This window comes from Streptomyces sp. Root1310 (assembly GCF_001426425.1).
Classification (GTDB): Bacteria; Actinomycetota; Actinomycetes; order Streptomycetales; family Streptomycetaceae; genus Streptomyces.
In genome coordinates this window covers 247,172-262,023 of the sequence record NZ_LMEQ01000032.1, presented here as the reverse complement: position 1 = coordinate 262,023, position 14,852 = coordinate 247,172, and the positions used below count along the sequence as shown (strand labels likewise).

Annotated in this window: 10 protein-coding genes; 2 read left to right on the top strand and 8 right to left on the bottom strand. The window is 69.0% G+C overall.

Translation table 11 applies throughout. The features are described from left to right. Positions 1-25: 25 nt before the first annotated feature. A complete protein-coding gene (locus ASD48_RS34410) occupies positions 26-2,095 on the top strand; it encodes an alpha-glucuronidase (RefSeq protein ID WP_057605783.1) in 2,070 nt (689 codons plus the stop codon). Here the strand turns inward: ASD48_RS34410 and ASD48_RS34405 are convergent. The 6 genes from ASD48_RS34405 to ASD48_RS34380 form a co-directional block, all read right to left on the bottom strand. Further along, positions 2,089-4,146, bottom strand: coding sequence for a beta-galactosidase (locus ASD48_RS34405; protein ID WP_057605782.1), 2,058 nt, complete (start codon positions 4,144-4,146; stop codon positions 2,089-2,091). The two genes, ASD48_RS34410 and ASD48_RS34405, sit on opposite strands and share 7 nt — an antisense overlap. Continuing rightward, positions 4,143-4,829 carry a hypothetical protein gene (locus tag ASD48_RS34400; RefSeq protein ID WP_057605781.1) on the bottom strand — a complete coding sequence of 229 codons (687 nt, stop codon included), beginning with the start codon at positions 4,827-4,829 and terminating at the stop codon, positions 4,143-4,145. The genes ASD48_RS34405 and ASD48_RS34400 overlap by 4 nt, the downstream gene beginning before the upstream one ends. A gap of 205 nt (positions 4,830-5,034) precedes the next feature. Continuing rightward, a complete protein-coding gene (locus ASD48_RS34395; protein ID WP_057605780.1) occupies positions 5,035-6,543 on the bottom strand; it encodes a xylan 1,4-beta-xylosidase in 1,509 nt (502 codons plus the stop codon). Then, on the bottom strand, positions 6,540-8,195 hold the full coding sequence (locus ASD48_RS34390) for an extracellular solute-binding protein (RefSeq protein ID WP_057605779.1): 1,656 nt from the start codon (positions 8,193-8,195) through the stop codon (positions 6,540-6,542). The genes ASD48_RS34395 and ASD48_RS34390 overlap by 4 nt, the downstream gene beginning before the upstream one ends. 33 nt (positions 8,196-8,228) lie before the next feature. Continuing rightward, on the bottom strand, positions 8,229-9,101 hold the full coding sequence (locus ASD48_RS34385; protein WP_057606100.1) for a carbohydrate ABC transporter permease: 873 nt from the start codon (positions 9,099-9,101) through the stop codon (positions 8,229-8,231). A 38-nt stretch (positions 9,102-9,139) separates the two neighbouring features. Next, positions 9,140-10,129 carry an ABC transporter permease subunit gene (locus tag ASD48_RS34380; RefSeq protein WP_057605778.1) on the bottom strand — a complete coding sequence of 330 codons (990 nt, stop codon included), beginning with the start codon at positions 10,127-10,129 and terminating at the stop codon, positions 9,140-9,142. Positions 10,130-10,400: 271 nt separating this feature from the next. On the opposite strand from ASD48_RS34380, the gene ASD48_RS34375 reads away from it, so the two are divergent. Then, a complete protein-coding gene (locus tag ASD48_RS34375) occupies positions 10,401-11,393 on the top strand; it encodes an acetylxylan esterase (RefSeq protein ID WP_057605777.1) in 993 nt (330 codons plus the stop codon). A 385-nt stretch (positions 11,394-11,778) separates the two neighbouring features. On the opposite strand, the gene ASD48_RS34370 is transcribed toward ASD48_RS34375, so the two are convergent. Together ASD48_RS34370 and ASD48_RS34365 are read right to left on the bottom strand one after the other, a co-directional pair. Next, positions 11,779-12,855 (bottom strand): lytic polysaccharide monooxygenase, encoded by a 1,077-nt coding sequence (locus tag ASD48_RS34370; RefSeq protein ID WP_242432818.1) that lies wholly within the window; start codon positions 12,853-12,855, stop codon positions 11,779-11,781. A gap of 446 nt (positions 12,856-13,301) precedes the next feature. After that, entirely contained in the window at positions 13,302-14,729 is a 1,428-nt protein-coding gene (locus tag ASD48_RS34365) for an ATP-binding protein (RefSeq protein ID WP_079074190.1), read from the bottom strand. Between the last annotated feature and the right edge of the window lie 123 nt (positions 14,730-14,852).

Below are 14,852 nucleotides of genomic sequence, written 5' to 3'. Positions count from 1 at the left end.
CAAGCCCGGACCACCCGGAGGGACCATGCCGCTCACCGTGCCCGTCCTGCCCGAGGGGATCGACCCCGCGTGGCTGCCACCGGAGGCGTTCCGACCGTTGGGCAGGCGGAGCACGCTGGTCGACGGCTCGGGCCCACTGGTGGACACGGTGCACGGTGAAGTGGCCCACGCGTGCGCTCGGTTCGGTGGCGAGGTGGTCGTACGAGGCCGTGGCGGATCGGACGCCTCGACCTCGTACGACCTCGTGCTGCGGGTGACGCGGACACACGGCTCCGGCGACCCCGCTCCGGGTCTGGGAGCTGTCGGTGAACCCGACGGCCCGGCCGATGTCGCTGAACTCGGCGCAGAGGGGTTCGTCATGGAGCGCGCCGGCGGAACCACCGTCGTCTCGGCGAGCGGTCAACTCGGCCTGCTGTACGGCCTGTTCCACGTCGTACGGCTCGGTGAGGACGCTTTCCGGGGCACGCGAGCTCCTGAGGCACACCGTCCGTCGACGACCCTGCGGATGCTGGACCACTGGGACAACGTGGCCGTGCATCCGGTGATGGGCCAGGTGGAGCGCGGGTACGCGGGCGGCTCGCTCTTCTGGGACGACGGCCGAGCCCGGCGGGAGCCGGAACGGGTTCGGGCGTACGCCAGGCTTCTCGCGGCCTGCGGGATCAACGCCGTCTCGGTCAACAACGTCAACGTGCACGAGACCGAGGCGCACCTCCTCACCGACCGGATCGGCGAAGTCGGCGACATCGCAAGCGCGTTGCGTCCGTACGGCATCCGCACCCATCTGTCCGTGACCTTCGCCGCACCGGTCGTGCTCGGCGGTCTTGCCGCCGCCGACCCGCTGGACGAGGCGGTGTGCGCCTGGTGGGCGCAGACCGTTCGGGAGGTGTACTCCGCGATCCCCGACTTCGGCGGGTTCGTGGTGAAGGCCGACTCGGAGGGCCAGCCGGGCCCGTTCACCTACGGCCGCTCGCACGCCGACGGCGCGAACATGCTGGCCGCCGCGCTCGAGCCGTACGGCGGCACCGTCCACTGGCGGGCGTTCGTGTACGACCACCACCAGGACTGGCGGGACCGGTCGACGGACCGGGCCCGGGCCGCGTACGACCATTTCGCCCCGCTGGACGGGAAGTTCGCGTACAACGCCGTGCTCCAGGTGAAGCACGGGCCGATGGACTTCCAGGTGCGTGAACCGGTCTCGCCGGTACTGGGAGCCCTGCCGCGCACCCGGCTCGCCGTGGAGGTGCAGGCCACTCAGGAATACACCGGGCAGCAACGGCATGTGTGCTGGCTGGGCCCCATGTGGAGCGAGGCGCTGCGCTTCCGACCCGAGGGTGAACTGCACGCGACGGTCGGGGAGTTGGCGCGGGGCGGATTGGTTGCCGTCGCCAACGTCGGTGACGACCCGTTCTGGACCGGGCATCCGCTGGCGCAGGCGAACCTCTACACCTTCGGCCGGCTCACCTGGCAGCCTGCTGCCGACCCTCATCGGATCCTGGACGAGTGGATCGCGCTCACCTTTCCCTCGGCCTCCGAGCGGCTGGCCGCCGGGCTGCGGGCGGTGCTGCACGGCTCCTGGCGGACGTACGAGAAGTACACCGCGCCGCTCGGGGTCGGCTTCATGGTGCAGCCGGGCCACCACTACGGGCCGAGTGTCGACGGCTACGAGTACAGCCCGTGGGGGACGTACCACTTCGCCGACCGGGAGGGGATCGGCGTCGACCGGACCGCGGCCACCGGCACGGGGTACGCGGCGCAGTACGCCAAGCCCTGGGCCGAGCTGTACGAGTCGGCCGCGTCGTGTCCCGACGAGCTTCTGCTGTTCTTCCACCACGTGCCGTACGGGCATGTGCTGAGCAGCGGGAAAACGGTTGTGCAGCATATCTACGACGCCCACTTCGAGGGCGTGGAGGAAGCCGAGGAGGCCCGCCGGGTGTGGGCGGGCCTCGCGGACCTGGTGGAGCCGGCACGGCACGCGCGCGTGGCAGAACGGTACGAGGAGCAGGTGCGCGGCGCACGCGAGTGGCGGGACCAGGTGAACAGCTACTTCCTGCGGAAGTCCGGAATCCCGGACGCCCGGGGACGCACGATCTACTGAAGCCGGAGGACGGCCACCCCCAGCGGGTCCAGGGTGAGCACGTCGCCCTGCTCGAGGCGCTTGCCGGTGAGGAGGTCGGTCGCGGCTGTGTGGGCGGGCAGCGAGGCCTCCTCCGCAGCGTGGTTGAGGAGGAAGAGGAGACGGTTCCCGTCCGGTGTGACGCGGGTGGAGGTCTCGACGGTGTGGTGGTCGGCGTAGGGTCCGACCAGGTCGTGGCGGGCTAGTACCTGGCGCACGACGTGGTCGACGCCGGGCTGGTCGAGGGCGGTCGCCACGTACCAGGCCTGGCCCGCGCCGAAGTGGTGACGGGTGACGGCCGGGGTGCCGGCGTAGAAGTCGGCGCCGTAGGTGGCGACCGGTTCGGCGCCGCGGAGCCGGACGAGCTCGAAGACGAGCCGGGCCCGCGCCGCCACCTCACCGAGCTGTACCGGCTGTTCGACGTCATCGGGCCGGGCGTCCCATTCGTCGACGCGGATACCCATGAGGGGCGCCAGTGGACCGGGGACGTCGGCGAGGAAGGCGCGGTCGTGTTCGTCGGAGCGGGCGGTGAGGAAGGTGGCGAGGACGGTTCCGCCTCGCCGGACCACCGCCTCCAGGCGTTCCGCCAGGTCCCCCTTGACGAGATGGAGCACGGGGGCGAGGACCACGTCGTACGGCGTGAGGTCGGCGGTCACCGCCACGACGTCGACGTCGGCTCCCGCCTCGCGGGCGGCTCGGTAGTAAGCGTGTACGACGTCCTGGTAACGGACCAGTCGCGAGGGGCCGTCGGAGATCTCCAGCGCCCACCAGCTGTCCCAGTCGAAGAGAAGCGCGGTGCGGGCCGGGGTCCGGCCGCCCAGGGTGGCCGCGCCGATTTCGCCCAGTTCCCGTCCGAGGGCGGCGACTTCACGGAACACGCGGGTGTCGTCGCGGCCCGCGTGACCGATGACCGCACCGTGGTACTTCTCGCAGGCGCCGCGTGAGGCGCGCATCTGGAAGTACAGGGCGGCGTCCGCCCCGTGGGCGATGGCCTGCCAGGTGGCGAGGCGGAGTTCGCCCGGTCGGCGCAGGGGGTTGACGTCACGGCAGGCGGTGGTGGACGGGGTCTGCTCCATCAGCCAGAAGGGGGCGCCGTCCTTGAGGCCGCGCATCAGGTCGTGGGCGAGGGCGGGGCGGGTGGGCGGGGCGTCGAGTGGCGGGTAGTTGTCCCAGGAGGCGAAGTCGAGGTGGGGCGCCCAACGGTGGTAGTCGAGCGGACGGTAGGTGCCCATGAGGTTGGTGGTGACGGGCGTGTCGGGGTCGTGGGCGCGGATCGCCTCCTTCTCGCCGCTGAAGCAGCCGAGGAGGGCCTCGGTCATGAAGCGCTGGTAGTCGAGGGTGATGCCCTGGAAGGCGGTGTGGTCGGGGCCGCGCCAGTGTTCGGTGAGAACGCTCGGCGGCTCGATCTGGTCCCAGTCGGTGTAACGGTGCGACCAGAAGGTCGTCCACCATGCGTCGTTGAGGGCGTCGAGCGTGCCGTGCCGTTCGCGCAGCCAGCCGCGAAAGGCCTCAGCGCACAGGTCGCAGTAACAGGTTCCGCCGTACTCATTGTTGACGTGCCAGGCCAGCAACGCCGGATGCCCGACGTACCGTTCGGCGAGGCGGCCGGCCAGAGACGTGGCGAGTCGACGGTACTCGGGTGAACTCGGGCAGAAGTTGTGCCGTTGGCCGTAGCGGTGCCGACGGCCCTCGAAGTCGGTGCGGTTCACCTCGGGATACTTCTTCGCCAGCCAGGGCGGCAGGGCGGCGGTCCCGGTGGCGAGGCAGACCTGCCGCCCCTCGGCGGCGGCGCGGTCGAGGATGCCGTCGAGGATCGTGAAGTCGTAAACAGTTTCGTCGGGTTGAGTGAGCGACCAGGTGAAGACGCCCACGGTGAGGGTGTCCACTCCGGCCCGGGTGAACAGGCGGTGGTCCTCGTCCCGGACGTCCTGCGGCCACTGCTCGGGGTTGTAGTCGCCGCCGTACGGGATCTTGTCGGTGCGTGGGAGACGGCCGTCGTTTCCTGTCCGGGGTCCGATGCCGGGCTCGGTCATACGGTGAAGTCCTCCTGAGTCTCGACGATCACCGGACCGCTGGACCCCAGCAGGGAGAGCAGCAGTGGTGCGGCCAACAGGGCGGGCAGGGCTTCCGTGAGCAGGGCGGTCAGAGCGCCGACCAGGACGAGCAGAGAGGCTGCGGCAAGGGTGGCGCGGCTCCGCCGCAGCAGGAAGTACGCGGCGAGGCGGGCGGTGTCACGGGCGCGGAAGGCGAACAGCGAGGTGAGGACGAGCGCGTGGGCGCCCCAGAGGAGCGACGCCACCGCGATCACCCCGAGCAGCACCGCCCACCAGCCGGGCAGGCCGGTGGCGGCGAAGTGGGTGAGGGTGAACGCGATCACGGTGAGCCAGGCCAGCAGGGGTGCCCAGAGCTTCAGCGCGGGTAGGGCGTTGATGCGCCAGCCACGCAGATAGCAGCGGGCCGGGTGGAGGTCGGTGAGGTCGCGGCTGCGGTGGTGCAGGGCGTACAGCGCGGCGGAGAGAGCCGGGCCGAGCGGCAGCAGGCAGCAGGCGGCGAGGGGCAGGTTGGCCGGTTCGGGGCCCAGGAAGAGCAGGCCGCCGAGTCCAGGGGCGGCCGCCGCGAGGAGAAGGGCTTCGACGGTGAGGAGGGTGTGCAGGAGGGCGGCGGCCCGGGACAGGGGTCCGGTGCCGAATCCGCCCGCGGTGGTCGCGGAGCTCATGAGGCTTTCCTTGCCGTCGATGGGCCGCGGCGGGGGGAACCGGTTCCGGAACCATTCGGCCCGCTGCTCGGGCGGCCCTGCTGTGGAGTGGTCGGCGAGGGCGGGGTGGGAAGCCGGTATCGAAACCCCTCACGCGGCGATTCCCGGGGTCGAGCCGCCGGATACGCGTCGGGGTCGGAAAGCGGTGTCGAAGCACTTGCCGCGCTCATGGCGCCGCCCCGCCGAGCAGCCGTCGTTCGTCCCACCAGGGAGGGGTCTCGTCGGTGACCGGGGTGAGTTCGACGAGGGTGATCTCGTGGCGGGAGAGGGTGAGATCCAGTTCGGCGCGGCCCTCCGGGGCGGTCAGCCGTCGGTGGCTGCGGGCGGGTTCGGCGGCCTCGTGCAGGATGTCCAGCTGCCCGGCCCGCGGTGAGCGTGGGCTGCCCATGTGCCGCCAGGCGGTGTAGGCGTTTCCGTGCTCGTCGTCGACGGTGGACCGGCGGACGAAGACCTCCCGCGCCACGACCGGGAGGGACAGCCGCAGCGCATGCCGGTCGGGGCCGGGGGTCTCGCCGGTCGGGTCGACGGGCGCCCAGGCCAGGACCGTGATCCGGCCGTCGTGGTGGCGGGTGACCAGGTGGTCGTCGCCGCGCGCGAGCAGGTCGGGGCCCATCCGCGCCATGAACGCGTACAGGTGGTACGTCGGTTTCCTGATCTGCCGGTGGGTGAGCAGCCCGAACCCGCCGTGGAAGAGCGACGTGGGGACACCGGTTTCCTCGAACATGTCGCTGAACGTCCAGTACGAGAAGGAGTCGGCGAGGTCACCGCCGTGTGCGAGGACCGGTGCCAGGTAAGCGGCGTGGAAAGCGGTGTCGTGGATCGGGTTGTCCGGGCGGTAGGAGGAGTTGAACTCCGTGATGTGCACCGGCAGCCCGGCCAGCCGGGTTCCCTTGAGGAGTGCGCGGGGTGTGGCGAACTGGTCGAGCAGGCCGGATGCCGGGGCCAGGGTCTGGTGGACACCGAACGGCACGTGCTGCGCGGGGCCGGAGGTGTAGGCGTGCTTCGACACGAAGTCGACGGGCACGTCCCGGTGCTCGGTGAACTCGGCGAACCGCTCCAGCCAGTCGTCGGCGCCGGGAGAGATCGCCGGGCCCCCGACCTGGAGGCCGGCGTCCACCTCCTTCGCCGTGTGCGCGGTGACCTCGTACAGGCGGTGATAGGCCCCTTCGTCCGCGTCCTGCCAGAAGTCGGGCAGGTTCGGCTCGTTCCACACCTCGACCGGCCAGGTGCGCACCTCGTCGAGACCGTAGCGCTCGACGAGGTGAGCGAGCGTGGAGCGCACCAGGCCGGCCCATTCACGGTGTGAGCGGGGCGGGGTGACATTGGCCTGCCACCAGAAGACGGTCCGGCTTCCGGAGGCCAGGTCCGCGGGCATGAAGCCGAGCTCGACAAAGGGTCGGACGCCGGCCGTCAGGAGGGCGTCGACCACCTGGTCCATGTAGGTGAAGGAGTGATGGGTGCGGCGGCATCCCTCATGGTCGTAGGGGCGGTACACACCCATACCGTCGCTGAGCAGGCCGTGGCCGCGAAGGTGTCGGAAACCGATTTCGCGCTGGATCAGGGCGAGGGAGTCCTGGTAGTCGCGGCGCAGGGCGAGTTCGATCCGGCCCGTGCCCACACAGAAACGCCAGGCGTCGGAGAGTCGGCCTGTCGGCTCCGCGGGAACGGTGGTCACCCGTTCTCCTTCTTGAAGCGTTCCCGTGCCTTGTTGTGCAGGCCGACGAGCTGATCCATGTTCTTGGCCTTCAACTCGGTGACGTAGTCGTCCCATTCGGACATCGGGCGCTTGCCCATGGCGAACTTGAGCGTGTTCTGGGTGACGTGGTCCCTCAGGGGGGTGTCCCACAGCGATGCCTGCTCCTGCTCCACGGACTGCAACGGGTGGGCCGGGCCGATCGGCAGTTGCTCGCGTTGGGCCATCGCGTCCTGGAACTTCTTCTCGTCCGGGCTGAAGGAAGAGGAGACCAGCGCCCAGCTGCCGCCGTAGGTGAAGACACCGTTGAAGAAGCCGTAGTCCTTTTGCAGGTCTTTCGGGGCGTCCGGATCCGAACCCATGAGGGTGATGCCCGGCTCCAGCCTGTACTGGTCGCCGGCACAGGTGTAGGTGACGTCCTGGACGCCCCATTTGGCGAACCGCTGGCCCTCGTCCGAGTACCACAGCCAGTCGACGAACTGCATCATCGCGACGAAGGTGTCGCTCTTGAGCGCCTTGGCGGAGATCATGACACCGTTTTCCAACCGGGCGCCGCCCATCACCACCGGACCGGCCGGGCCGAGCGGCACCGGCACCATCTCGATCTTCGCTCCGCTGACCTGTTTCTCCAGGTTGTAGCGGTAGTTCTGGACCAGCTCCTGCGGATTGGCGCTGATGGCGAAGGATTTCTCGCCCAGCAGCTTCTGCACGGCGTCGTCGTCTGTCTGGGTGAAACTCTCCGGGTCCATCAGTTTCTCGGCGACCAGCTTTCTCAGGTACTCGACCATCTGGCGGTAGCCGTCCGTGGCGCCGGTGAAGACGAACGCCCCGGCCTTCGCGTCCCAGCTGATGTTGTCGTAGGTCCAGCCCGCCCTCACCCCGTACGCCTGGCCGAGGTAGCTGAGCAACGCGGCCGCCGGGAACGGGGTGTTGGTGCTCCAGCGGTCGGTGAACGGGTAGCGGTCCGGGTATTCGGCCTTGATCGCCTTGAAGACGTCGTACACCTCGTCCCAGGTGGTGGGCAGGCTCAGGCCGAGCCGGTCGAGGACGTCCGTGCGCAAGGACAGCGAGTAGCCGGACTTGACCTTCTCGTGCAGGCCGGGGAGAAGGTAGTACTTGCCGTCGGACTGCCTGATGGAGTCGAGTTCCGGTGCCAGCTTCCATTTCCGCACCTTGTCCTGGAAGTTGGGCATCAGATGCACATACTCGCTGACCGGCAGGATCGCGCCCGAGGAGACGAAGGCGACCTCCGACGGGTGGTACGTCTTGGGAATCAGGAACGGGGCGTCGCCCGCGCCGATGAGGACACTGCGCTTCTTCTCGTAATCGCTGAGCGGGACGGCAACGGGTTTCAGCGTGATACCGGTGCGCTTGGTGAGTTCCTTCCAGAACAGCCAGCTGTCCTTCAACGGGTAGACCGGGTTGTTGTTGTGCAGGACCGAGAAGGAAAGCGGCTTCGACGCCTTGAACTGCTGTCCCGCCCGGTACTCCTTCATCGCGCCGTTCTGTTTCTTGGAGAGGTCTTTGGGGTCCTCTCCGTCGTCGCCGCTGCCGCACCCGGTGAGGGTCGCCAGGCCGATGAAGCCTGCGGCGGTGAGGATCTGACGTCGGGACAGCTGACCGGCGTTCTTCACGGATACTCCCTTGTTCCGTAAGAGGGACGGCTCTCAGCCCTTGACCGCGCCGAGCATCACGCCCGAGACGAAATAGCGCTGGACGAACGGGTAGACGCAGAGGATGGGCAACGACGTCAGCACGATCGTGACCGCCTGGATGTTGGCCCCCACCTGACTGAGCTGTTCCGTACCGGCGCCCGCGTTGCCGCCCGTGGTGGCACCGGAGATGAGGTTGCGCAGATAGACGGTGGCCGGCATGAGTTCGGTCCGGTCCATGTAGAGATACGCGGAGAACCAGGAGTTCCAGAAGGACACGGAGTAGAAGAGCACCATCGTCGCGATGACCGCCTTGGACAACGGCAGCACGACCCTGAGCAGAATGCCGTAGGTGCTCAGACCGTCGATCTCCGCGGCTTCCTCCAGTTCCGTCGGCAGGCTCTCGAAGAACGCCTTCATCACCAGCAGGTTGAAGACGCTGATCGCGTTGGGCAGCGCGATCGCCCAGATGGAGTTCTTCAGGCCGAGGCTCGTGACCAGGACGTAGTTCGGGATCAGCCCGCCGGTGAAGAACATGGTGAACACGGCGACGCCGACCAGGACACCCCGCCCCTTGAGGTTCCTCTTCGACAGGACGTAGGCATAGCAGGTCGTCAGTGTCATCGCGACGACGGTGGAGACGACCGTGTAGAGAACGGTGTTTCCGTAGTTTCGCCAGAACATCGAGTCCTGGAACACGATCCTGTAGGTGGTGAGGTTGAACCCCTCGGGCCACAGGGTCACCTCACCGGCGCGGATCTGGCGTTCGCCGCTGAACGACCGGGCGATGATGTTGACGAAGGGATAGAGGGTCACCAGCACGACCAGGGTGAGGATCGCACCGTTCACGCCTTGGAAGACCCGGTAGCCACGCGTGGGCTGGTTCACGGAGGTGCGCGGACGCGGAGCACGGGACGTCAGGAGGCTCACCACAGGCTCGTCCCCACCGTGCGGCGCGACAGCTGGTTCGCTCCGGTGACCAGCACCAGCCCGATGATCGCCTCGAACAGACCGATCGCGGCGGCGTAGCTGAAACTGTTGGACTCCACGCCGGCCCGGTAGAGGTAGGTCGAGACCACGTCAGCCGTCGGGTAGGTCAGCGGGTTGTAGAGCAGCAGGACCTTCTCGAAGCCGACCGCCAGGAACGTGCCGATGTTCAGGATCAGCAACGTGATCATGGTGGGGCGGATACCGGGCAGCGTGACATGCCAGATCTGCCGCCAGCGGCTCGCGCCGTCGATCCGGGCCGCCTCGTAGAGGTCTTCGTCGATCGTGGTGAGCGCAGCGAGGTAGAGGATCGTGCCCCATCCGGCGGTCTGCCAGATCTCCGAGCCGACGTAGATCGTGCGGAACCAGCCGGGTTCCTGGATGAAGCGGACCGGATCGTGGCCGAGCCGATCCAGCACATGGTTGACCGGGCCGTCCGTGGCCAGCATCTGCATGGTGATGCCCGCGACGATCACGACCGACAGGAAGTGCGGAAGGTACGAAACCGATTGCACGAACCGTTTCAGCGAGCGTCGGCGCACCTCGTTGAGCAGCAGCGCCAGGACGATCGGGATGGGGAAACAGAACACGAGCGTCAGTCCGCCGAGCCACAGGGTGTTGCGGAAGACCTGCCAGAAGGTGGGGTCGGTCAGGAACATCCGCACATAGCGCAGCCCCACCCACCGCTCCCCCAGGATCGAACCGCCGGGTTCGAAGCGGCGGAACGCGATCACGTTTCCGATCATCGGCAGGTAACGAAAAACCAGGAAGAACAGCAGCGGCAGCACGGCCAGCGAGTACAGCTGCCAGTCCCGGCGCATCGCCCGCCGCCAGCCGCGGCGCGCGATGACCGGTGCGGGACCGTGCCGGGTCTTGGGCGGCGGGTCCTGCGTTCCTGGGGGTGGGGCCGATGTGGTGGAGGTGCTCATGCTCGGGCCTCCCGGGGCGTTCTTCGACACGCTCGATGCTCAGCGCGTGATCTCGAAACTTTCGTGCCCTTACCGGTAACTCTGCGGCAACGTAAGGGGTCATGGAAAGCGCTGTCAATGGGTGCTGCACGGCGGACTGGTGGGACGAGGCATGGGGTTGGATTCCGTCAGCGGTCGGGTAGAACGGGGAGGTTGAGTGCTACGGTCCACCGCAAATTTCTGTCTCACCTACGCAACGATCGATCGCTCCCAACCCCTGCGAGGTGTCCCCGTGCCCGCGTTCGACCTGCCGCTGCCGGAGCTGGAACGACACCGCCCCGAGCCCGACGAGCCCGACGATTTCGATGCCTTCTGGAAGGACACCCTGAAGGAGGCCGGGCCATTGGCCCCGCTGGTGTCGCTGCAGCCCGTCGAAACCGGTCTCCGTCTCACGAACACCTGGGACGTGACGTTCCGGGGCTTCGCGGGGGATCCGGTGCGCGCCTGGTTCAGCCTGCCGGCCGGCGCTCGGGAACCGCTTCCGGTCGTGGTCGAGTACGTCGGCTACGGACGTGGCCGCGGTCTCCCCCACGAGCGCCTGACCTGGGTGAACGCCGGCTACGCCCATCTGCTGATGGACAACCGCGGCCAGGGCGACCAGTACGGCAACGGGGGCGCCACTCCCGACCCGCACGCCACCGCGCCCGGCGGCCCCGGTCCGGTCACGCGCGGCCTCCGCTCCCCGCACGACTACCATTACAGGCGTCTGATCACGGACGCGGTACGAGCGGTGGCGGCGGCTCGTGCGCTACCCGGCGTCGACTCCACCCGCACGGTCGCCGCCGGCAACAGCCAGGGCGGCGGACTCGCCCTCGCTGTCGCGGGTCTGGTCCCCGACCTGGGTGCCGTCCTGGTCACGGCGCCACTGCTGTGCGGGATCCGGCGCGCTCTGGACCTCACCGACACAGGTCCGTACGGCGAGATCGCCACCTACCTCTCCGTCCACCGGGGCTCCGAAGAAACCGCATACCGCACGCTTTCCTACGTGGAAGGTGTTTCTTTCGCCCGCCGCGCCCAGGCCCCCGCCCACTTCGGCACCGGCCTGCGCGACACGGTCTGCCCGCCGAGCGGGGCGTACGCCGCGTTCAACCGGTACGGAGAGCTGAGCGGCGGCGCCGATCCCCGGAGGGAGATGCACGCGTATCCGTTCAACGGTCACGAGGGTGGTGAGGGGGAGCAGGTGGCACGCCAACTCCGCTGGCTCGAGGCGACGTTGCGACGCTGACGTCCGCATCACGTCACCGCTCTCCCGCGACAGCCGGTGCTGCACGGCATGCCGGAATTCCGATGGGGGCGCCGCGGTGGGGCTCCGCGCTTCGGGCCGGGACGATCACACACACCCTGACCGAGCAGACACGAGGGCCATCTCGGCGCCGGAGGGCGTTTCCCGGCCAAGCGTCCCCAACTCGGTTGGCTCCTACACGCGTTGACCCGGTAAGGTCGTCCACACGACGTTCAGACAACGTTGTCGCATCGCGATCCCCGTCCGTGGCACCGTCCGGGCGGGGACACCCCGGACCGCCCCGCTCCCCCCTTGGGGCAGGCCCGGCTCGCGGGCCCGGTGGGCGTGCGGCTCACCGCCCACCGGGCCCGCCCTGAGCTGATCCCGCTCAGCCGACCCTGCAGGGAAGGCTGGTCGCGCTGTCGCCGCCCGAACCCGTGACGACGTATCCGAACGTCGTACTCTGGCCCGGACTCAACGAGCCGTTCCAGTCGGCGTTGTGGACCATCACCGCCTGCCCGTTGTACGTCGCGTTGCCGCTCCACAGGCTGGCCACCGACTGACCGCCGGGCAGCGTCCAGTCGACCATCCAGCCGAGCATCGGAACGTCACCGGAGTTGGTGACGGTCACTTCGGACTGGTAGCCACCGGTCCAGCTGTTGGTCGTCCGCCGAGTGGCGGTGCAGGTGCCGGGAACGGGTTCGGTCGGGTTGCCCGGTTCATGGATGCCGGTCACCTCGCCGTTTCCGCCGTCGAAGACAACGTCGGAGCAGGAGTAGAAGGTCTCGGCACTGTCCGAGCGCTGCCAGACCATGTAGATGATGTGCCGACCGGACTTGTTCGCCGGGAGTTGACCGGTCCAGGAGTAGTTGGCCTCGACCGTACCCGGACTGCCGTTGAGCGGCGGGTGGTCGACGGAGAGGAAGGGCTGGCTCTCCATCGCGTCCCAGGTGAGGGTCTGGGTCGGGTCGAAGCCGTCCTTGGTCACATAGACGTAGAACCAACCCGGGTGCGCGGCCCAGGCGTTGTAGGAGAAGTCGACGCTCGCGCCGGACGTGAGATGGGTGAGCGGCCAGTCGCTGCGGGCCGCGTTGAAACCGGTGAAGTTGGTGTTGCCGCCGCTGCACAGCTGACCGTCCGGCACGAAGCCGCGGGTGCGGCCGGCCCCGTCGGAGCGCAGCACCGAGAACCAGTTGTAGAAGGGCGTGGTACCGCTTACCTGCTGCGCGTTCTTGCAAGCCGGGTTGACCGGCTTGATCTCACCGGTGTCGGTCAGCCCGTCCTGCCAGCACAGGAACGTGCGACTGCCGGGTTTCATGGGGGTGCCGTGAGCCTCGGCCTTGCCGCCGGTCGTGACGATCAGGCCCAGGGCGGGGACGGTGGCCAGCAGGGCGAGGAGGACGAGGAGCAGGGCCCGGGTGCGTAATCTCGACCGTGTTTTTGGCGCGATCATGACAGATTGCATGGCAAGTGAGTCCGCCTTCCGTGTACGGACCGTGCGTGCATGGGGTGCACTGCGGATGCGGGTGTGGGGGCGTGAAGTGGGAGCCTCCCGGACCCGAGCCCGACAGGTTCCGGTCCGCCGGACGCGAGCGGATATGGGAGCGCTCCCACTTCACCTGTGGCGGAAGGTAGCGCCGTACGGCCCACTTGTAAACCGGCACATACGATGCTGCTGCGAAGACGTCGGCTGTCAGTGGTGGTGCGGGGACCTCCGGAGGTGCCGGCGCAGAAGCTCCCTGCCGTAGTCGTTGCCGTCGGGTGTGCGGCCCGCGCTGTGCAGTACCAAGCCGGATCGGCGAACCCGGACGGCCGAGGGCACGGGTCGGCAGCGCGTGGGGATCAAGCTGAGGGACGTCCCCGCGTGGTGCGACAGGGCTTGCCGACCCGAGTGCCTCGGCAGCGTTCAGCTCATCGCACCGACAGCCGTGGAGTCCGGGTCAGGGTGTCCGCGCCGGTCTCCCCCGTGAGCGGCAGCTCCACCGTGAACTCCGTGCGGCCCGGTTCGCTGTGCACGTCGATGTGACCGCCATGGGCCGCCGTGATCGCCGCGACGATGGCGAGGCCTAGGCCGGCGCCGCTGCCCGCGGTGGCGCGGGCCCGTGACGCGTCGGCGCGGGTGAAGCGTTCGAAGACCGTGGGAAGGAGGTCGGGCGGGATGCCGGGACCGTCGTCCCGGACACGCACCGCGCACGTCCCCCGTCGTGCCTCCACCACCGCCACGACACTCGTGCCGGCGGGTGTGTGCACCCGTGCGTTGGCCAACAGGTTGGCGACCACCTGGTGGAGTCGGGCCTCGTCGCCGAGGACCAGGGGCGCCTCGTCCAGGCACAGTTCCAGTTGCCAGTCGTGACCGCTGCCCGCGGCCCGGGCGTCCCACACCGTCTCGGCGACGAGCGCCGCGAGGTCCACCTCTGCGGATTGCAGCGGTCTGCCCTCGTCCAGCCGGGCGAGCAGCAGCAGGTCCTCCACCAGGCCCGTCATCCGCGCCGACTCGGCCGTCACCCGGCGCCAGGCCAGTCCGGGTTCGATGCGGTCCGTGCCCCGGTTCATCAGCTCCGCGTATCCGGCGATGGAGGCCAGAGGGGTGCGCAGTTCGTGACTGGCGTCGGCCAGGAAGCGGCGCATGCGCTCCTCGCTGCGGCGCATCCGCTCCTCGCTGCGCTGGCGTTCGGCGAGCGAGGACTCCACGTGGTCGATCATCCGGTTCAGGGCGGCGCCCACCTGACCCGCCTCGCTTCCCGGGTCGGTGTCCCGTTCGGGAACACGGGTGAGACCGGTTACCTCGCCGCGGCAGAGCGGGGCGTGGGAGACCTCGACGGCGGTTGCGGCGACCCTGCCGAGGGGGCACAGCTGCCGTCGTATGACCACCGCGCACACGCAGCCGGCCACCGTCAGGCCCACCGCGGCGACGACCGCCTCCACGACCACCAGGCCGCTGATCATGTCCTGGACGTCGTCCATGGGAAGGCCGGTGAGAACGCGTACACCGTTGTTGTCGAGCGCGGTGAAGCGGTAGGTGCCGAGGCCGGGGATGGTCCTGGTGTGCAGGTGGCCGTCGGGCGCGATGCCCTTCAAAGCCGCGATCTGGGTTTCCGTGAGGTTCTGCGGCGGAGCGTCCTGGCCCACCGTCGCCGCCGCGAGGACGGTGCCGTCCGCGTCCGGACGGGCGGCGAGCATCCCGGCCGGATGGCCGCTCTCGTTGAGGAAGGTGAGGTCCCGCGTCAGGTCCGGGTGGAGGGAGGCACCGCCCAGGCTGCGTTCCGCGGCGTTGGTGACACGGTCGTCCAGGTTGCCCAGCAGGTAGGCACGCTGTGCGAAAACGGTGGTGAGTGCCATCACGGCGCACACGGCGACGAGAACCACGCTGATGAAGATCAGGAGACGGGTGCGCAGGGAACCGCCCCGGGCACGGGCATCCGTCCTGCGGAGATCCCACCGGCGCGCACTCCCGGGACGGAC

Bases quoted from the DNA above. Each gene is read 5' to 3' on its own strand.
- ASD48_RS34380 (WP_057605778.1), bottom strand. From the start codon at position 10,129: ATGAGCACCTCCACCACATCGGCCCCACCCCCAGGAACGCAGGACCCG.
- ASD48_RS34410 (WP_057605783.1), top strand. From the start codon at position 26: ATGCCGCTCACCGTGCCCGTCCTGCCCGAGGGGATCGACCCCGCGTGG.
- ASD48_RS34365 (WP_079074190.1), bottom strand. From the start codon at position 14,729: ATGGCACTCACCACCGTTTTCGCACAGCGTGCCTACCTGCTGGGCAAC.
- ASD48_RS34405 (WP_057605782.1), bottom strand. From the start codon at position 4,146: ATGACCGAGCCCGGCATCGGACCCCGGACAGGAAACGACGGCCGTCTC.
- ASD48_RS34400 (WP_057605781.1), bottom strand. From the start codon at position 4,829: ATGAGCTCCGCGACCACCGCGGGCGGATTCGGCACCGGACCCCTGTCC.
- ASD48_RS34370 (WP_242432818.1), bottom strand. From the start codon at position 12,855: ATGCAATCTGTCATGATCGCGCCAAAAACACGGTCGAGATTACGCACC.